Source organism: Stenotrophomonas sp. GL_111, from assembly GCF_057835245.1.
The window spans coordinates 2,398,924-2,418,441 of record NZ_CM174421.1; the positions used below are offsets into that span (position 1 = coordinate 2,398,924).

Below are 19,518 nucleotides of genomic sequence, written 5' to 3' on the forward strand. Positions count from 1 at the left end.
GCGCAGGGTGTGAGGCATTGGTAGAGCCATGCCATGCATGGCTGCTCTCCGCTCAGGCGCCATGAACGCGTCAACGGCGAACCAACACCAACGTCGAGCACATCGCCAGCAGCGCGATCCCGGCGGCCGTCACGAATGCATATGCCGCGCCGTTTGCATACGCCTGCCGCGCCAACAACGCCACCGCGCTGCCCAGGCCGCCGCCGTCGGCCGACAACTCGCCCACCACCACCCGTTCCATCAGCGCCGGTGACACCACCTGCCCTGCCGCGGCGAAGGCCGCATCGGCGGCACTGCGTACATGGCTGGACAGCACCGCACCCAGCGTCGCAAAACCGATCAGGATGCCGGAGAAGCGCGCGGTGGTGCTGATGCCCGAGGCCATGCCCGCGCGATCCGCCGGGATGACACTCATGATCGCCTTCTGGGTTTCCCCATTGAGCAGCCCGCCGCCACTGCCCAGCACCGCCATCGCCAGCAGCAGGCCCAACGGGCTGTGCTGCCACAGTGCCAGCGCGATGCCGAGGTTGCCCAGCACCGCCACGCCCAACCCCAGCGCCAGGATGCGCCCGGAATGCCAGCGCGTGCCCAGCCGCCGCCCAAGAAAGGGCAACAGCAGCATCGCCATCGCGAACGGCAGCATATGCAGGCCTGCCTGCAGCACGCTGTCGCCGCGTGCGTTCTGCAGCAGCAAGGGCAGCAGCGAGGCCATCACCTGGATGGCCGCCGCGTACGCGAACATCGCGATCACCGCGCCGACCAGCGCGGGAATGCGGAACAGCCGCAGGTCCAGCATCGGCTGCGCGCGGCGCTGCTCCACCGCGACGAAGGCCGCAGCCGATACCGCGCCTGCGAGCAGCGCCGGCCATACCTGGCTGCTGCTCCACCCGGCCACCGGCCCGCGGATCAGTGCCCAGGTCCAGCCCAGCATGCTGCCGGCGAACAGCAACACGCCCGCCACATCGATGCGTCGGCGCACCGGGTCGCGCGACTCCGGCACCCAACGGCCGCTCAGTACCGCCAACAGCAGGCACAACGGAAGATTGATGTGGAAGGCCCAGCGCCAGCCCAGCCACGTGGCGATGGCCGCACCGATCAACGGTGCCAGCACCATGGTCAGGCCCATGATCGCGCCCCAGATCGCCCACGCCCGCGCGCGTTGTGCCGCGCCTTGATGCGCATGGCCGATCAGCGACAGCGCCGGGGCCAGCATCAAGGCGGCCGCGACGCCCTGCCCGGCGCGCGCCAGGTACAGCAGGCTGGCGCTGGCCGCCACGCCGCACGCCACCGAGGTGAGCGCAAACAACAGCAGGCCCAACCGGTACAGCCGACGACGACCGATGCGGTCGGCCAAGGTGCCGGCCGGCAACAGCAGCGAGGCGAAGCACAGCACGTAGGCGCTGACCACCCATTCGATATCGGCGAACGACGCCGACAGGTCACGTGCGATGGTCGGCAGCACCACGCCGACCACATTGGTATCCAGCACGGTCAACGCGCAGCCCGCCGACGCCAGCAGCAGCACCGCATCGCTACGCGGCGTGGCGCCCGTCCCGGCCGACGCGCCGCTCACCCGCCGCGCGCCGTCAACCGGGTGCGCAGCTTGGCTTCCATGTCCGCATCGCTGAGCGCATAGGCCAGCACCTCCTGCAGCTTGCCGTCGGCCCCGAGCAGGAACCAGGACGCGGTGTGCTCGAAGGTGGCGGTGTCGCCGTCGCCGACCCGGCGATAGCTCACCCCCAGGCTCTCGGCCACCGCGCGCGTGCCGGCCTCGTCGCCGCTCAGGCCGATGAAGGCCGGATCGAACGCGGCCAGATACTCGCGCAGGTGCGCCGGGGTATCGCGGGCCGGATCGACGGTCACGAAGACCACCTGCAGGTCGTTGGCCAACGGCCCGAGCCGCTGCTTGATCTGCACCGCCTTGACCAGGCTCAGCGGGCACACTTCCGGGCAATGGGTGAAGCCGAAGAACAGCAGCACTGGCTGGCCGCGCAGGCTGCTGATCGACAGGCTGCGACCATCGCTGCTGCGCAGCGCCACCGACTCCAGCGCGGCCTGGCCCATCACCGGTGCCTGGCCGCTGCTGCAGCCTGCCAACAACGCCAGCGCCAGCGCGGCCGTGAGCGCAGCGCGCTTCATCGCCCCGCTCCATGCCGGAGCATGCCGTCACGCACCACGAAATCCACCTGCTGCTCGCCCGCCTGGGCAAACACCAGGCGGACCCGCACATGCTGGCCGGCCTGCAACGGGCGCTTGGGCAGCATCAGCATCAGGTGGTAGCCACCGGGCTGCAGCGCCGTGGTCTTTCCGCCCGGCAGCACCAGGCCCTGCTCCAGGTGCTGCATGCGCATCACCTCGCCGTCCATGCGCATCGCATGGATCTGCACCTGGCCAAAGCCGACCGCACTGGCCGCCACCAGGCGGTCGTCGGCCCCACCGTTGTGCAGCTCCACGTAGCCTGCGGCCACCGTGGCCGCCGCAGGCGGCAGCCGGATCCAGGCCTCGCTGGCCACCAGCGTGTCGACCGCGACGCTGGTCGGAGCCGGGGCCGCCAGTGCAGCTCCGGCCGCGCCAACGCCCAGCGCGGCGGAAAGCACCAGGCCCAACGCGGTGCTGCCGAGGCCGCCAGAACGCACGACCGACTTCATAGCTGCATCGGCATCATGTTGAGGGTCGCGTTGTGCATCACCCACAACGAACCAGCCACCACGATCGCGATCAGGAACGCCGTGCACAGGAAGATGCCGGTGTTTTCACGCTGGCTGCGCCCCGCCCCGATGTGCAGGAACAGCACCAGCTGGGCCACCAGCTGCACCACGCACAGCACCACGATGGCGGTCAGCCGCAGCGGCTGCGGCACCACATCGCTCATCACCACGCCGAACGATGCGCCGGTGAGGACCAGGCACAGCAGCAGGCCGACGATGTAGCCCTTCAAGGTGGCGTGGCCGCCCTCGTGGGCGGTATCAGAAGCACTCGGGCTCATACGAACTCCCGCAGGTAGACGAAGGTGAACACACAGATCCAGATCAGGTCCAGGAAGTGCCAGAACAGGCTCAGGCAGGCCAGGCGGCGGCGCACGATGCCATCCAGGCCGAACTTCAGCACCTGGTGGATCATGATGGCCAACCACAGCAGGCCGAAGGTGACGTGCAGGCCGTGGGTGGCCACCAGCGTGAAGTACGCCGACAGATAGGCGCTCACATCCGGGGTGGCCCCTTCATGGATCAGCTCGGCGAACTCATACAGCTCCATGCCGATGAACACCGCGCCGAGCACGCCGGTCATCGCCAGCCAGCCCACCACCTGGTTGCGTCGCCCGGCCTGCATGCCGAGCATGGCCAGGCCGAAGGTGAAGCTGCTCAGCAGCAGCACCACCGTCTCGGACAGCACGAAGCCCAGCTTGAACAGCTCCTTGCCGCTGGGACCATCGGCGGTGCCGTTGAGCAGCACCCCGAAGGTGGCAAACAGCACGGCGAAGATCAGGCAGTCGCCCATCAGGTACATCCAGAACCCGACCACGGTCTTGTTGCCGTCGTCGTGGTGCTCATGTGCCGAATGTGCCGTGTCGTGCTGACCGTGCACGGCGGCATGGGTCAAGGTATCGCCACTCATGCGCGGGCTCCTTCCATCTGCGCGAAGTGCGCGTCTTCGATGCGCTTCACCTCGGCGGCGGGTACGTAGTAATCCACATCACGGTCATAGGAGCGCAGCACGAAGGTCGCGATCACACCGACCAGACCAATCGCCGCGGCGATCCACATATGCCAGACCAGGGCGAAGCACAGCAGCAGGCTGAACACCGAGATCACCACGCCGGCCGCCGTATTGCGCGGCATATGGATGTCCTCGTAGCCGTCCTGGCGCTGCCAGGCGCGACCGTGGCTCTTGTCGTCCCAATGCTGTTCCAGCGAGGTGATGGTGGGCAGCTTGGCGAAGTTGTAGAACGGCGGCGGCGAGGACGTGGCCCATTCCAGGCTGCGGGCATTCCACGGGTCGCCGGTGAGGTCCATGTTGGCCTTGCGGTCGCGCACGCTGACGTAGAACTGGATGAACATCGCCGCGATACCGGCCGCGATCACCAGCGCACCGATGGCCGCCACGATCAGCCACGGCTGGTAGCCTTCCACGGCGTAATGGTTCATGCGCCGGGTCATGCCCTTGAAGCCGAGCACGTACAGCGGCATGAAGGCCAGGTAGAAGCCGACCAGCCAGCACCAGAACGAAATCTTGCCCCAGCGCTCGTTGAGGGTGAAGCCGAACGCCTTCGGGAACCAGAAGGTGATGCCGGCCAGGCAACCGAACACCACGCCGCCGATGATCACGTTATGGAAGTGCGCGATCAGGAACAGGCTGTTGTGCAGCACGAAGTCCGCGCCCGGAATCGCCAGCATCACGCCGGTCATGCCACCCAGGGCGAAGGTGACCATGAAGCCGATCGTCCACATCGTCGAGGAGTGGTAGCGGATGCGGCCGCGGTACATGGTGAACAGCCAGTTGAACAGCTTCACCCCGGTCGGGATGGAGATGATCGAGGTCATGATGCCGAAGAAGGCATTCACGTTGGCGCCCGAGCCCATGGTGAAGAAGTGGTGCAGCCACACGAAGAACGACAGCACGCCGATCGACGAGGTCGCATACACCATCGAGCGGTAGCCGAACAACGGCTTGCCGGAGAACGTGGCGATGATCTCGGAGAACGCGCCGAAGCACGGCAGGATCAGCACGTAGACTTCCGGGTGGCCCCAGATCCAGATCAGGTTGACGTACATCATGGCGTTGCCGCCGGCATCATTGGTGAAGAAATGCATGCCGAAGTAGCGGTCCATGGTCAGCAGCGCCAGGGTCGCGGTCAGCACCGGGAAGATCGCCACGATCAGGATGTTGGTGATCAGCGCGGTCCAGGTGAACACCGGCATCTTCATCAGGTCCATGCCCGGCGCACGCATCTTGAGGATGGTGACGATGAAGTTCAGGCCGGTCAGCGTGGTGCCGATACCGGAGACCTGCAATGACCAGATGTAGTAGTCCACGCCCACGGTCGGGCTGTACTCGATCCCGGACAGCGGCGGATAGGCCACCCAGCCGGTCGCGGCGAAATCGCCGACAAACATCGACAGCATCACCAGCACCGCGCCCACGGCCGACAGCCAGAAGCTCAGCGAGTTGACGAACGGGAACGCCACATCGCGCGCGCCGACCTGCAGCGGCACCACGATGTTCATCAGGCCCACGATCAGCGGTGTGGCCACGAAGAAGATCATGATCACACCGTGCGCGGTGAAGATCTGGTCGTAGTGCTCCGGCGGCAGGTAACCGGCCGAATCATTGGCGGCGATGGCCTGCTGGGCGCGCATCATCAGCGCATCGGCAAAGCCGCGCACCAGCATGACCAGCGCCAGCAGGATGTACATCACGCCGATTTTCTTGTGGTCCACCGAGGTGATCCACTCGGTCCAGATATAGCCCCACTTCTTGTAGTAGGTGATGGCCGCGATGATGGCCACGCCCAGCAGCAGCGAGCCCACCAGCGCCGACATGATGATCGGGTCGTGGTAGGGAATCGCTTCCAGGTTCAACTTTCCAAGCACTGTCAATTCTCCGCGGTACGGCTGGCAGGCGCGGCCAGGCTCACGAGTTGGGTTTTCGCCCCGGGTTCTTCGCCCGGCAGGCAGATTTCGTCTTCGGGCATGCCGTGGTGGCGCGCGACCACGCTGGCGAACAGGCCGGCGTCGACGCTGCTGAAGCGCTGCATCGGCGCACCATGGGTAGGCACTTCGAGCTGGCCAAGACGCGCGGTGCCGAGATGCTCGCCGGTCCCGCGGGCCTGCAGCAGCCACTGCTGGAAGTCGGCGTCGGTGACCACGCGCGCATCGAACTTCATGTCCGAGAAGCCCGAGCCGCTGTACGCCGAGGACATCCCGGCGTAGGTGCCCGGGGTATGGCCGATCAGGTGCAGGCGGGTCTGCATGCCGGCCATGGTGTAGACCATGCTGCCCAGCTGCGGCACGAAGAAGGCATTCATCATCGACTCGGAGGTCAGCTTGAACGCCACCGGCGTATCCACCGGCATCACCAGTTCATTGACCGTGGCCACGTTGTGGTCGGGGTAGATGAACAACCACTTCCAGTTCAGCGCCACCACTTCCACGCGCAGCGGCGCCTTGTCCGAGGCGATCGGCTTGTAGGGGTCCAGCGCGTGCGTGCTCTTCCAGATCAGCACGGCCAGCACCACGATGATCAGGCACGGAATGGTCCACACCACCACTTCGATGGCGGTGGAATGCGACCAGTCCGGGGCATACGTGGCCTTGGTGTTGGACTCGCGGTAGCGCCACGCGAAATACAGCGTGAGCAGAATCACCGGGATCACCACCAGCAGCATCAGCCCGGTGCAGACCAGGATCAGCTGCATTTCCTGCTCGGCGATGCTGCCCATGGGATTGAACAGCTCCAGGTTTTTGCACCCGGTGAGCAGTGGCAGCGGTGCGGCCAGGCCGAGCCAGCGGCCGGCGGAGGCCCGGCCCGGCGGCGTGGCCGGATGAGCGTGTGTTGTTGCTGAGATCATGCGTTACGGCCCTTCCAACGCGGTGCCGGGCCGGGCGGCCCGGATCATGAAAGTGGCGGACACCCCCCTGCATGACCGATATGCATGGGGGGTGACCGCCGCAGCCGCGTACGTTAGGCAACGACATGATCCATACATGATGCGACACACTGTCGCAGGCCCGCGCACGTCGGGCGCTAAGATGCGCCGATGCAGTGGAACACTCTCATCGCCGACGGCCACGGGCCGGTTTACCTGCGCATCGTGCAGGCGCTGGAACGCGCGGTCTGGTCAGGCGCGCTGCGCCCCGGCCAGCGCCTGCCCGCACAGCGCGCCTTGGCCGCCGAGCTCGGCGTCGACCTGACCACGATCACCCGCGCCTTCAACGAGGCACGCAAGCGCGGCCTGATCGATGCACGCGGCCCGCTCGGTTCCTTCGTCGCCCCGCCCCAGGTGGAACTGGCCCAGCGGGTGGACCTGAGCATGAACCTGCCGCCCAGCCCCGGCGGTGGCGAAGTTGCCGAGCTGCTGCGCCGTGGCCTGTCCTCGGTGCTCAGCCGCAGCGATGCGGCCAACCTGATGACCTACCACGTCGGGGGTGGCAGCAGTGCCGATCACCGCGCCGCCCAGCAGTGGCTCAAACCGATCCTGGGCAACGTGGACAGCGCGCGGCTGGTGGTCACCGAAGGCGCGCAGGCCGCGCTGTCGGCGTTGCTGCTGGCCATGACCGGGGCCGGCGATACCATTCTGTGCGACGCGCTGGTGTACCCGGGCCTGCTGCATGCCGCGCGCGTGCTGCAGCGCCGGCTGCAGGTGGTGCAGGCCGACGCGCACGGCATGTGTCCGGGCGACCTGCGTCGCCAGGCGCGTCGCACCGGCGCACGCGTGGTCTACCTCAACCCGACCGCCTGCAACCCCACCGCGCACACCTTGCCGCTGGCCCGGCGCCAGGCGCTGGCCGAGGTGCTGCACAGCCAGCAGCTGCAGGTGATCGAGGACGACCCGTACTGGCTGCTGCTCGACGATGCGCCCGCGCCACTGGCCCTGCTCGCCCCGGCCCGCACCTGCTACATCTCCACCTTGTCCAAGTGCCTCAGCCCCGGCCTGCACACCGGGTTCGTCTGCCTGCCCGACGGCATGGACCGCCAGCCACTGTTGGAGGCGCTGCGCGCGGTCAACCTGATGGCACCGCCGCTGATGAACGCGCTGGTCACGCAACTGATCCTGGATGGCTCGGCCACGGCCCTGCTCGGACTGGTGCGGGAAGAAGCCGCTGAGCGCCGTTATCTGGCCCGCTCCGCGCTGTCACCCCGGTTCCTGCAGCACTGCGCCGGCGTGCACGCCTGGTGCCGCCTGCCCACCCATTGGACCGACGCCAGCCTGACCCATGCCGCGCGCGTGCAGGGCCTGGGCATCGCCCCGTCCTCGGCGTTCACCCCGGAGGGAGTACGGGTCAACGACGCGGTGCGGATCTCACTGGGGGCGGCGGCGAACCGGCAGGAACTGCACCGGGCGCTGCGCCAGCTGGATCAGCTGATGCACCTGCCGGCCGGGCAGGAAAGTGGCTGGACTGTGTGAAATCGCGCGGGTCCAGCTGGTCGCGTACCGCGGCCACCACCGCCAGGTAACGGCGGCGCTGGAGCCAATAGCTCAGCGCGAACAGCGGCAGCACCAGCAGCAGCGGGGCTGCGGCCGGCCGTAGCGCGATGACCGGGAAGATGCCCAGCCCGATGCACAGCGTGCTCCAGCTGCAGCGCCCCACGACGCGTACCTCGCGCCGTCCCGGATGTACCTCGATCAGGCCGCGCATCACCGGAAAGAAGCGCCGCGCAAAGCTCAGGCCGAAACTCTCACGGAATGCGATGTGGCCATCCGGCAGCGTGCGGAACAGCAGCTGATACCACTGTGGGGAGGCCAACCTCCATTCCAGGTCGTTCGGAAGCACGCGGATGTGCGCCGCATCGAGCACGCCGATGCGGTGGTTGAACACGACGAGCCCGCGACTGAAGTAGGCCGGAACCCAGGCCAGCAGCAACACTACCTCCAGCAACAACAGTGTGATCAGGGCAATCGCCATCGGTCATCCTTCCGTGATGTCCGGGGTCGGCCCACGTCGTTTCGCAGGATAGCGGTTGGTGCCCCGGACCAGCACAAAGCCGGTCACCTCACCGGTGCGGTCACGTTCGATCTCCAACGCCATGTCCTGGGCGGTCATGAAGAAACGCTGCGCCGATTCGGCGAACACTTCCATGCGCTGCCCGCCGAACAGGTCACTCTGGAAATACAGCTGGTCGCCTTCGGCGATCAGGTGCGCGGGCTTCTCCACCAGAACGTAATCACCGGCAACCGCACGATTACGTGCCCCGTCGGCCGGTAGCGCCACCTTCTCGACCGTGCCGAACTCGGGCCAGCCATACACGGCGGCAACGCTGACCAGCAGCTCTTCGATCAGGGCCGCGCCGTTGTCGCTGTTGGTCAACACCGCGATGCCCTGCCCGGTATGCGTGTAGCCATAGAACTGGGCGCGGAAACCCTGGGTGCCGCCGCTGTGGCTGAAGCTGCTGCCCTCGCCCAACGTCTCCACATACAGCCCCAACCCATACTCCCCCAGACCGCGGGTGAGCATCGTGGTGGTCATGGCGGGCGACAGCACCTTGCCCGGCTTGTCGTTCCGGGCGTTCTGGATCTCGATCACCAGCTGGGCCAGGTCGGTCGGGGTGGTCCACAAGCCGGCGGCAGCGGACTCGGGATGAACCTGCCAACGGGCCGGGTCGGGGTGGCCGTCGGCATCGTGCGCGCTGGCCGCCTGTGCCTGCCAGGCGGCAGGCAAGGGATAGGCGAAGCTGCTGTGCTGCATCCCCAGCAGATCCAGCACCAAGGTCTGCATCAGTACCGGAAACGGCTCTGCACCGGCCTCGGTCATCATCTGCTGGACCACGCTGTAGCCGCCGCCGGAGTAAACCCATGCGCTACCCGGCAGCGCCTCCACACGCACCGCCGGCGAATTGGCCGGTGGCGCGCCGTCGAGGATCTGCAGCAACGTGGGCAGGGGCTGGCCCGGCGCATAGCCGTAGAAGCCATGCACATTCATGCCGGCACTGTGGTTGAGCAGCATGCGCAGGCTGACCGGGCGCTGCCGGGTGAAGGCGTTGTCCGGAATCTTCCAGGCCGTGAGCTGGCGGTTGGCCGGGGCATCCAGCGAGAGGCGGCCCTGCTCGACCAGCCGCAGCGCGCCCATCGCACTGAGCGACTTGCTCACCGAGGCCGCCTGGAACAGCGAGGTGGTGGTGGCCGGCTGCCCGGTGCTGGCATCCAGCACGCCGTAGGCCCGTGCCCATTCCACCCGCCCGTGGTTGATCAGCGCGATGCTGACCGCCGGAACCTGGTGGAAGGCCATGCGCTCGGCCAGCGTTCTCTTCTGGCCTGGCGCGCCCTTGACCACGACCGGGGTGGACAGGCCCTGCTCGACCCGGGCGATGCGCGCCTCGCGTTCGGCCTGCTCATCCGGAACGCCAGCCGATGCCCACACCGGCCCACAGGCAGAAGACACCAGCAGCACTGCGCTACGCCAAGGACAGGTCCGCAACCACGCGTTTCGGGGAAGTTTCGTCATGGCAACCGTATACATCAGGCTCTTCATACCGGCATGTGCCGGTTGCCATGGCGCCCCGCGACGTCACTGGCCTGCAGTGGCCGCCTTCGCACGTTTCCAGGCCGCTTCAAACTCGGCGGCGGTGATGCCGTCGTCCGAATCCAGGTCCAGCCAGGACAGCGGCTGGTCGGCCAGCATGAAGCGCTCATCGCTCTGGCCGCTGCGATCGGCCCAGACCACCACGCTGCCGTAGATCTCCACCTGCCGGACGATCGCATCGCCGATCGCCTCAATCAGGACGTTGCCCTGGCCGAGCTCGGATTCAGCCCAATGTTTGAAGTGTTTCTTGGTTGTACTCATGACGCGGTCCAGATCTGAAAGCAGGCAAGGCGGGGAATATACAGGGATCCCGGCGTGAATCGCCCGTACTCACCACCCCGCACCAGCGGTCACGCTACCGCCGCCATTCGTCCCTGCAACCCCGACAATCACCCCCAACCCAATGACGGCGTGGGCTGACGGGCAGACACTCGGTTGCATCCATTGCCAACCCTGCCAAGGAGCCTTCCCGATGAAACGCCGTGACTGCCTCAAAGCCACCCTCGCCCTGCCCCTGCTGCCGCTGGCCCTGAAGGCCGGCGCGGCCACCGGCGGTGGGCTGGGCCGGATCCGTCCTGGTACGCCAGGGTGGCCAGCTGCGACCCAATGGGAACAGCTCTCCCACGCCGTCGGCGGCCGCCTGTCCGTACCGCAGTCGCCCTTCCTGGCCGACCCGGCGAGCAGGGCCGAGGCACTGGCCCAGATCCGCAACCCGTTCTACATCGGCGACCAGCCCGCCCTGACCCAGACCAGCGGCTACTTCGGGGCGTGGCGCTCGCAACCCAGTGCCCAGGTGGTCGCGGCCGCCAACAGCGCCGACGTGGTCGCTGCGGTCAACTTCGCGCGTGAACACCGGCTGCGACTGGTGGTCAAGGGGGGCGGCCACAGCTATCACGGCACGTCGTGTGCGCCGGACTCACTGTTGGTCTGGACCCGGGCGATGAACCAGGTGCAGCTGCATGACGCGTTCGTGCCGCAGCAAGCCCGGCCGGGCACCCCGGCGCAACCGGCGGTCAGTCTCGGTGCCGGGGCGATGTGGATCGACGCGTACCATGCGGTCACCACGCAGGGCGGGCGCTACGTGCAGGGCGGCGGCTGCACCTCGGTGGGCGTGACCGGGCTGGTCACCGGCGGTGGCTTCGGCAGCTTTTCCAAAGCCTTCGGCAGCGCCGCCTCGCAGCTGCTGGAAGCCGAACTGGTCACAGCCGACGGGCAGCTGCGCGTGGTCAACGCCGACAACGACCCGGAACTGTTCTGGGCGTTGAAAGGCGGTTGCGCGGGCAGTTTCGGCGTTGTTACGCGGATCACCCTGCGTACCCATGCGCTGCCGGAGACCTTCGGCGGGGTCACGCTGACGGTTCAAGCCGCCAACGATGCGGCATGGCAGACGCTGGTGGCGGAAGTGCTGCGCTTCTATCGCGACGCGCTGTGCAACCCGCACTGGGGCGAGCAGATCAGCTTCCGCGGCGAGCGCACCCTGCGCGTGTCGATGGTGTTCCAGGGCCTCAGCCGCGACGCCGCCGCCGCGACCTGGGCGCCGTTCATGGCCTGGCTGCAGGCGCGCCTGGACTACACCGTGCGCGAACCGCTGCAGGCGTTGGCACTGCCGGCGCGGCATATGTGGGACGCCGACTTCTTCCGTGAGCACGCACCGCAGTTCATCGCCGAAGACACCCGCGCGGGTGCGCCTGCCACGCACATGCTGTGGAAGGGCGACCAGAGCCAGGTGGGCTGGTACCTGCATGGCTACGCCTCGGCCTGGATGCCGGCATCGCTGCTCGATGACAGCCAACGCGACCGCGCTGCGGCAGCGCTGTGTGCGGCGGTTGCGCATATGGACGTGGAGCTGCATTGCAACAAGGGCCTGTTCGGCGCACCGGCGGCGGCGATCGCCGCCAGCCGCGACACGGCTACCCACCCGGCGCTGCTGGATGCCTTCGCGCTGGCGCTGATCGGCAATGCCGGTGGCCCGGTCTATCCCGGCAGTGGCGGCGAGATCGATGCGACGCAGGCGCGGCGGGGAGCGTTGCGGGTACAGCGGGCGTACCAGGCGCTGTCGACGCTGGTGCCGGATGCGCCGACCTATGTTTCCGAATGTGATTACTTCCAGAAGAACTGGCAGCAGGCATTCTGGGGGCCGCACTATCCCCGCCTGCTCGCCGCCAAGCGTCGCTACGATCCCCAGGGTCTGTTCGTGATCCATCACGGTGTCGGCAGCGAGGCGTGGCGCGATGATGGATTTGAACGACAACCGGGCTGACCGAGGCCGCCATGCGATGCTGTGCACCTCCCTCCCGCACCGCACAGGCATCCGCTCATGGCACAGGTCCAGATTGTTTCCGACGGCCCCAACTACCGTCATCAGATCCACAGCGGCGCACACGCCCTGGTCACCGACGAACCGGCCACCTTGGGCGGCCAGGGTGCGGGCATGGCCCCGTTCGATCTGTACCTGGCCTCGCTGTCGGCCTGCACCGCGATCACCCTGCGCATGTACGCCGAGAAGAAGGGCTGGTCGCTGGAGGAATTCCGTGCGGAACTGTCGTCATCGCGCGATGCCAACGGCAAGCTGCAGGTCCACCGCGTGCTGCACGCCAGCGGCGCACTCACCGACGCGCAGTGGGCACGCCTGCTCGAGGTGGTGGAGAAGACCCCGGTGACCCTGGTGATGCGTGAAGGCGCCACCATCACCAGTGAGCGTGGCGCGGGCTGACGGCCTGACCCTCACGCGGCAGTAACGAAACCAACAATCTGCGCGGCGTGTGCATCCGTCGCGCCACTTCACGCGTAGATCCCGATGCGTCATATCGACGCCTCTTATGGGAAGACGTACATGAAGACCTCGCTTGCTGGACTGGTCCTGCTTTCCTGCCTGGCCGCCGGCGCGGCACCGCTGGCGTTTGCACAAGCGCCGATGGCCGCGAAGGACCACATGATGGCCGCCAATCCGATGGTCGGCGGCGCGGCGATGTATGCCAACAAGGACATCATCGACAACGCCGTCAATTCCAAGGACCACACCACCCTGGTCGCTGCCGTGAAGGCCGCCGGGCTGGTCGATACGCTCAAGGGCCCGGGCCCGTTCACCGTGTTCGCCCCGACCAATGCCGCCTTCGCCGCACTGCCCAAGGGCACGGTGGATAGCCTGCTCAAGCCGGACATGAAAGCCGACCTGACCAAGGTGCTGACCTACCATGTGGTCCCCGGCGCGGTCAGCAGCACCGACCTGCTGGCCAAGATCAAGCAGGGTGGCGGCAAGGCCACACTGACCACCGTGCAGGGTGAAACCCTGGTGGCACGCCAGGCCGGCAAGGGCATCACCCTGACCGACCGCAAGGGCAACACCGCCCACGTCACGATTGCCGATGTGCGCCAGAGCAACGGCGTCATCCACGTCATCGACAAGGTCCTGATGCCGTAATCCTTCTACTGGCCACCGGCGCACCGTGCGCCGGTGGTTCAGTGCGTGCTCAAACAAGATGACCCGGCTCGCCGCCCCAGTGCGATGACGGGGGAGACATCAGGCCGAAGGCCGCGAGCCGGGTCAAACACTGCCCTGCCGACGCGGGAGAGACGCGCCGACAAGGACTTGAAGGGGGAGAAACCCGGCCGCCAGGCGGCGACCGGGGCAAGACGAGGACTCAGCGCGATTGCGCGCTGCCGGAAATCTCCACGCGGCGATTGGGGGCCAGGCAGGCAATCAAGGTCTGCCGCCCGGTCTGATCGCATTGCACCAGCGGGTCGGCTTTGCCGCGCCCTTCGGCCACGATCGCCGCGGCCGGAACCCCGCCTTGCACCAGGGCATCGCGCACCGCGTGCGCACGTTGCTGCGACAGCCGCTGGTTGTAGGCGTCACTGCCGATCCGGTCGGTATACCCACGTACCTGGATGGTCTGTACCTGGCTGGCACTGCGCACCTGCTGCAGCAATCCCTCGATGCTGTGCCGCCCGGCCTCGGTCAGCGTTGCGCTGTCAAAGCCGAACATCGCATCGGCCGACAGCCGCAGCGGTTCGCTGGGCATCGGTGCCGGGGGTGGCGGCGGGGGTGCCGGCGGCGCGGACGGCTGCATCAGCGCCGCACACGCCTGCGGCTTCCAGTAGCCGGCCTGGGCGATGCCCTTGCCGTCGAACTGCACCTGGAACTGGCAGGTGAAGTAGTCGCCCCCGGGGGTGCTGCGGAAGTTGAACAGGTAGTTCCATTCGTGCACGCCCCACATGCCCTCGCCGAAATGCGGCGTGCCCAGCAGCGTGTACAGCTGGCGCTTGCTCATCCCGCGTGCGAATAGGCGCAGGTTGTCGACATTGACGAACAGGCCTTCCTTCAGCGTGGCCCGTTTCGGGTCGGGAAATTCGACCCCGGCAGGCTCGCTGCCGGCACCGGCTTCAGGCATTGCGGGCTTGGACTTGCCGCCGCTGGCACAGGCACTGAACAGCAGCACCGCCAGGCCCAGAGACAACGAACGCAGCAGCGGTGCAGCCGTGTGCGGAATGGATGTGGACATGGATTCCCCCTTGGGCGCCGAAGCGCACTGGAACCCCCGGCGCGGCCTGTGGCGCGCGCCGGGAATGATCATCTCACCACTGGATGCCGGCACCGACGGCCACGCCGCCTTCGCCGCGGCTGTTGGTCGAGCCGCTGAACTTGTAGATCCAGCGCCCGCCTTCGGAGACACCGGAGATACCAACCGCCACGCCCGACTCGCCGTTGTAGCTGCCTGCGGCCACCGAGGCCATGCTGCGCCCGGCTTCATACGGCTGCGGCAGCGCGGCCACCGCCATCGCCGACGCCACACCGGCCGAGGCGCGGTTGTCGGTCTTCTGCAGGTTGCGGTCGAACGAATCCATGCGCTCGTCGGTATAGGCCTTCGACCAGTCCAGGGTCTGGGCCATGCCCGAACGCAGCTGGTCGACATTGACCGCATCCGTGCCGGCGGTACCGGCGGCCACGTTGTGCACGGTGGTGGGCCCGGTGCTGGTGCTGCCCAGGGTGACGCTGTTGAGGTTGGTGGTGCCGTTCACGTTGGTGTCGTAGCGGATGGTGCCCTGCTGCGATGCCTGCAGCTGGCGCAGATTGACCGCATCGGTCGCCGCGCTGCCATCACCGACGTTGGTGATCTGGCGTTCGGCCCCGGCACTGCCCACCGACACCGTGTTGTCACGGTTGGCCACCGAACCTGCACCCAGTGCCACCGCGTTGTTGGCCTGCGCACTGGAGCCGTTGCCCACGGCGGTGCTGTTGGCACCGGCGGCGCTGGAGCCGGCGCCACCGGCGGCGGAGTTGGCACCGGTCGCGGCAGGTGCAGCCAGGTTGTTGCTGTTGTTCACCTGGAACATGCCCGAGGTGCCGTTGTTGATGTTGTTGATCTGGGTGTCGGTGTAGGCCTTGGACTGGTCGATGGCGTAGGTCACGCCGTTCTGCAGCTGGCCCACGTTGACCGCGTCGTAGCGCGCCGAGCCATCGGCCACATGGGTGACCTTGCGCTCGCCGCCGGTGCTGCCCACCGCCACTTCGCCCACCGAGTTGCTGGCCCCGGCCGCGCCGTAGGCACCGGTGTAGCCAGCCTGCGCGCCGGTGCTGGCCACCGAGCCGCTGCCCAGCGCCACGCTGTTGTCGGCACTGGCGGTGGCGCCATCGCCGATCGCGGTGCTGCCGCTGCCGCTGGCACTGGCCAGCGGGCCCACCGCGATGCTGTTGGCACCGGTCGCACTGGCCGGGCCCTTGGTCGAATTGACCTGCACGAACGGGCTGCCCGCCCCCGGCTGGATCTGGTCGATGCGGGTGTTGAGGTTGAGCAGCGAGTTGTCCACCGCGGCAAAGGCCACGGTGACGTTGCTGTAGTCGTTGCTCAGCACGCTGCCGTCGGTGGCGATGGAGGAGATGCTGAAGGTCGGCGCCGTCCAGATATTGGTGGTCGGGTCGAAGTTGGTGGTGCCACCGAAGTAGCCCACCAGCGCGTTGTTGGTCTGGAACAGCTGGTTGCCGGTGACCGCATCGCGGCTGCCGGCAAGCAGGCTGCCGTCGGCCAGGTTGGTCAGGGCCACCGCCACGCCGCCCCCGGTGCCACCCAGGGTGACCTTGTTGGTGGCGTTGCCAGTGGCGTCGGCGTCGTACTTCACCGCCAGCTTGTCCACCGCATCGGTCTGGTCGGCCACGTTGGCCAGCGACTGGCTGACCGCATCGAACGCCGTGCCCACATCGTTGTAATCCCCCGCAGTGACCTGGCCGGTGCTGGACACCGAGTTGATCGTGTAGGTCGGCGCGCTGATCACGCCGTTGGCATCCAGCGTGGCGCCGCCGCCCAGGTGGGTCGCCACTGCCTGGCTGGCGTTGAACAGCTGTGCGCCGTTGATGGCCTCGCTGCTGACCGCGCTGACACTGCCCGCGGCCAGGTTGCGCAGCGTGGTGGTACCGCCGCCGTTGCCGAGCGTGGCGCTGGCGTAGTTGATGCTGCCGTCCGGGTTTTCGTCGTAGCGCAGCGCACCGGCCTCCGAGGCCAGCATCTGGCCCATGTTGACCGCATCGGTGGTGGCCGTACCGGCGGCCACGTTCACCACCTGGCGCTCACTGCCGGCCGCACCCACCGACACCGTTCCGGCACGATCAGCCACCGCACCGGCGCCTACCGCGATGGCATTGGCGGCCGTGGCGCTGGCACCGGTACCCACCGCGATGCTGTCCGCCCCGGTGGCGGCGGCATCGAGCCCGGTCGAATTGATCTTCAGGTACTTGCTGCCGACCCCGTTGCGGATGTCGGTGATCTGCGTATTGAGGTTGACCAGCGAACCGTCCACCGCCGAGAACGCGTCGGTGGCGTTGTCGTACACGCCCTGGGCGACCGCACCGCCGGTGGAGATGGTGCTGATCTGGAAGCTCGGCGCCGTCCACACACCGGTGGCCGGGTCGAACGCGGTCAGCCCGCCGAAGTAGTCGGTGATGGCCTGGTTGGTGGAGAACAGCTGCGCACCGTTGATCGCTTCGGTGCTGGTGGCGCCGATCGCACCCTTGGCCAGGTTGCCGATGGTGGTGGTGCCGGTACCGCCGCCCAAGGTGATGCGGCGGTAGTTGGCACCACCGGCGCCATCGTCGTCGTAGACCACCGCGAAGCCGTCCAGCGCGTCGATCTGGTTGATCGCGCCTTGCAGCTGGCCCACATTGACCGCGTCGGTGGCGGCGCTACCGGCGGCCACGTTCGTGATCTGGCGTTCACCGCCGGTGAAGCCGACCGACACTTCACCGGCCGATACCTGCGGTGCGGTCAACCCATAGGCGCTGTAGCTGGCCTGGGCCCCCCGGTTGGCGACCGTGCGGTAGCCCACCGCGACGCTGTTGGCCTGGTTGGAGGTGGCTTCGGCACCGATCAGCACCTGCCCGTTGGCGGTGCCCTTGGCGCTGTCGCCGACCACCACCGAGTGGCCCATGCGTGCGGCGTAGTCGGCGGTCGGCACGCCCGTCGGATCGGTGGGATCGTTCTGCCCCGCCCCCGGGAACGCCAGATTGGCATCCTGCTTGGGCAGTTCATGGCGCGCGTTGGCACCGATCACCACTTCCTTGGAGCCATTGGCATAGGCGCCATCGCCGACCAGCACCTGGTAGTCCTGCGCGGCATTGACCGCCCAGCAGTCGATGCTGGCCACCAGCAGGTCCACGCACTTGTTCGACCAGCCGGGGGCCTGGCCCGGCAGCAACAGGCCAAGCAGGCCGTTCGGGTCGCCGTTGTTGATGTTGTAGATGTAGCTGTCCGAGGTGACCCCGCCGAGCAGGGTCAGGTGCGAACTGCCACCGGTGGTGGCGCCGCCCAGGCCATTGAGCAGCGTGCCGACCGGGGTCAGGTTGACCACCGGCAGGCCCAGCACATTGGTCACCGAATAGGTCTGCATCACGTTGGCGCTGCTGACCGCCAGGTTGCCGTTGCGCACGTAGCCATCGCCGCCCAGCAGGCCCTGCGCGGTCGGCCCGACCAGGGTCGACAGCGAGCCGACCAGGCCGCCGGTGCCGATGATCAACCCGGCATTCGGATCAGCCGGGGCCGGCCCTTTCGGGCTGCCCGGCGGCAGCGACGTCGGCGCCGGGAAGATGCCGCCGACCACGCCACCCACCACATTGCCCACCGTGCTGCCGACGCCGTTGACCACGTTGCCGACGGTGGTCCCTACGCCGTTGAGCACATTGCCCACCGTGCTGCCAACACCGCCAAGCAGATCACCGATGCCGCCCAGCAGGCCGCTGGCGGCCGCCTTGGGCGAAGCCGTCAACGAACTGGTCTGCGCGACTGCCACATTGCCATCGACCAGCTTGGGATTGCGATCGGCCGCATCGACCAGATGGCCGAGTGCATCCACCTTGACGCCACCGGCCACGCCGGTCGCCAGGGTGGCCTTGACCGCGTCATCGACGCCGCCCGTCACCGTTTCATGGCCGCCGATCGCGGCAGTGGCATCCACCTTCGCGCTGGCATCGACTTTCGCCGCCAGCGCATCGGCCACGTCCGCCTTGAGCGCAGCATCGACCTTGGCCTGCACGGCCGCCGGTGCAGCAGCCCCCTTGCCCACCGCCACCGTCGCATCGACGGCGGTGTTGACCGACGGCGCCTTGCTGCCGCCAACACCAAGGCCAAGCGTGGCCGTTGCAGCCACCGGCACCGCGATCTGCTGTGGCGCGGCCGCGGCCTGCACCTTGGCGCCGACCTGCACGCTCAACAGCGGCGCAGCCGTCGCCGGGCGCGTGCCCAGCCCGAGATTGAGATTGACGTTGGCATCGGCACTCAGTGCCGGCGAGCCGCCCGTCGTGCGCACCACAGCGGCCAACGCCGTTTCAGCGTCGATTTTGGCCGGCAGCGGCGCGTACTTGGCGGTCAACGCTTCCAGGTCGGTCAGGGTCTGGTTTTCCCCTGCCATGGCTGTTCCGCTGCACAGCGCCAGCGCCAGGCCCATCGACAGTACCGACAGCGGCACACGCAGGTGCACCACGACCGGACCGGCAGCCAGACTGCCACGCGCAGTGGCGATTTCAGAGACCACCACCAGGGCATTCAGCCGGTGGCTCCAGACCAGTCGAAAGATACGGTTCATCAGGTATTCCCCCGTGTACGTACGATGTGGACTACATCCGCCATGCCTGTTGGCACTTGGATGTCATTACAGTCGTCGCGTCACGCGTGGGGCACTTCATTCCGGCAGCGCATGCGTGCGTTCCGGCAAGACAACGGGGAAAACCGGCAGGCACATGGGCAATTCCGGCAGATTGCCGGAAACGTGCATGGGCGGTGGGGGCAGCAGCGCC

15 protein-coding genes are annotated in these 19,518 nt (G+C 67.6%); 4 read left to right on the forward strand and 11 right to left on the reverse strand.

Going from position 1 to position 19,518, the window contains the following annotated elements:
• Positions 1-70 precede the first annotated feature (70 nt).
• The 7 genes from AC3IPM_RS10685 to cyoA are packed head-to-tail and all read right to left on the reverse strand — an operon-like array spanning position 71 to position 6,568.
• The gene (locus tag AC3IPM_RS10685; RefSeq protein ID WP_489299826.1) at positions 71-1,573 is read right to left on the reverse strand and encodes an MFS transporter; all 1,503 of its coding nucleotides are present in this window, start codon (positions 1,571-1,573) and stop codon (positions 71-73) included.
• On the reverse strand, positions 1,570-2,139 hold the full coding sequence (locus AC3IPM_RS10690) for an SCO family protein (protein WP_489299827.1): 570 nt from the start codon (positions 2,137-2,139) through the stop codon (positions 1,570-1,572). Before AC3IPM_RS10690 ends, AC3IPM_RS10685 begins: the two co-directional genes overlap by 4 nt.
• Positions 2,136-2,648, reverse strand: coding sequence for a copper chaperone PCu(A)C (locus AC3IPM_RS10695; RefSeq protein ID WP_489299828.1), 513 nt, complete (start codon positions 2,646-2,648; stop codon positions 2,136-2,138). The genes AC3IPM_RS10690 and AC3IPM_RS10695 overlap by 4 nt, the downstream gene beginning before the upstream one ends.
• Positions 2,645-2,986: a cytochrome o ubiquinol oxidase subunit IV gene (gene cyoD, locus AC3IPM_RS10700; RefSeq protein WP_489299829.1), complete on the reverse strand. Its 342-nt coding sequence runs from the start codon at positions 2,984-2,986 to the stop codon at positions 2,645-2,647. Before cyoD ends, AC3IPM_RS10695 begins: the two co-directional genes overlap by 4 nt.
• The gene (gene cyoC, locus AC3IPM_RS10705) at positions 2,983-3,615 is read right to left on the reverse strand and encodes a cytochrome o ubiquinol oxidase subunit III (protein ID WP_489299830.1); all 633 of its coding nucleotides are present in this window, start codon (positions 3,613-3,615) and stop codon (positions 2,983-2,985) included. The genes cyoD and cyoC overlap by 4 nt, the downstream gene beginning before the upstream one ends.
• The gene (gene cyoB / locus AC3IPM_RS10710; protein ID WP_489299831.1) at positions 3,612-5,591 is read right to left on the reverse strand and encodes a cytochrome o ubiquinol oxidase subunit I; all 1,980 of its coding nucleotides are present in this window, start codon (positions 5,589-5,591) and stop codon (positions 3,612-3,614) included. The genes cyoC and cyoB overlap by 4 nt, the downstream gene beginning before the upstream one ends.
• A 2-nt stretch (positions 5,592-5,593) precedes the next feature.
• Positions 5,594-6,568: a ubiquinol oxidase subunit II gene (cyoA, locus tag AC3IPM_RS10715; RefSeq protein ID WP_489299832.1), complete on the reverse strand. Its 975-nt coding sequence runs from the start codon at positions 6,566-6,568 to the stop codon at positions 5,594-5,596.
• 189 nt (positions 6,569-6,757) lie between these two features.
• Between cyoA and AC3IPM_RS10720 the strand changes: the two genes are divergently transcribed.
• On the forward strand, positions 6,758-8,125 hold the full coding sequence (locus tag AC3IPM_RS10720; RefSeq protein ID WP_489299833.1) for an aminotransferase-like domain-containing protein: 1,368 nt from the start codon (positions 6,758-6,760) through the stop codon (positions 8,123-8,125).
• A gap of 502 nt (positions 8,126-8,627) precedes the next feature.
• Here the strand turns inward: AC3IPM_RS10720 and AC3IPM_RS10725 are convergent.
• Positions 8,628-10,097 carry a serine hydrolase domain-containing protein gene (locus AC3IPM_RS10725; RefSeq protein WP_489299834.1) on the reverse strand — a complete coding sequence of 490 codons (1,470 nt, stop codon included), beginning with the start codon at positions 10,095-10,097 and terminating at the stop codon, positions 8,628-8,630.
• A gap of 126 nt (positions 10,098-10,223) precedes the next feature.
• On the reverse strand, positions 10,224-10,499 hold the full coding sequence (locus AC3IPM_RS10730) for a hypothetical protein (RefSeq protein ID WP_489299835.1): 276 nt from the start codon (positions 10,497-10,499) through the stop codon (positions 10,224-10,226).
• 211 nt (positions 10,500-10,710) lie between these two features.
• On the opposite strand from AC3IPM_RS10730, the gene AC3IPM_RS10735 reads away from it, so the two are divergent.
• The 3 genes from AC3IPM_RS10735 to AC3IPM_RS10745 all read left to right on the forward strand — a co-directional run bounded on the left by AC3IPM_RS10735 (position 10,711) and on the right by AC3IPM_RS10745 (position 13,659).
• Entirely contained in the window at positions 10,711-12,498 is a 1,788-nt protein-coding gene (locus AC3IPM_RS10735) for an FAD-binding oxidoreductase (RefSeq protein WP_489299836.1), read from the forward strand.
• A 57-nt stretch (positions 12,499-12,555) separates the two neighbouring features.
• On the forward strand, positions 12,556-12,951 hold the full coding sequence (locus AC3IPM_RS10740; protein ID WP_489299837.1) for an OsmC family protein: 396 nt from the start codon (positions 12,556-12,558) through the stop codon (positions 12,949-12,951).
• Positions 12,952-13,071: 120 nt separating this feature from the next.
• Positions 13,072-13,659, forward strand: coding sequence for a fasciclin domain-containing protein (locus AC3IPM_RS10745; RefSeq protein WP_489299838.1), 588 nt, complete (start codon positions 13,072-13,074; stop codon positions 13,657-13,659).
• Between the two features lie 220 nt (positions 13,660-13,879).
• On the opposite strand, the gene AC3IPM_RS10750 is transcribed toward AC3IPM_RS10745, so the two are convergent.
• Both AC3IPM_RS10750 and AC3IPM_RS10755 read right to left on the reverse strand, forming a co-directional pair.
• Entirely contained in the window at positions 13,880-14,740 is an 861-nt protein-coding gene (locus tag AC3IPM_RS10750; RefSeq protein ID WP_489299839.1) for an outer membrane protein assembly factor BamE, read from the reverse strand.
• Positions 14,741-14,813: 73 nt separating this feature from the next.
• Positions 14,814-19,307, reverse strand: coding sequence for a YadA-like family protein (locus AC3IPM_RS10755; protein ID WP_489299840.1), 4,494 nt, complete (start codon positions 19,305-19,307; stop codon positions 14,814-14,816).
• Between the last annotated feature and the right edge of the window lie 211 nt (positions 19,308-19,518).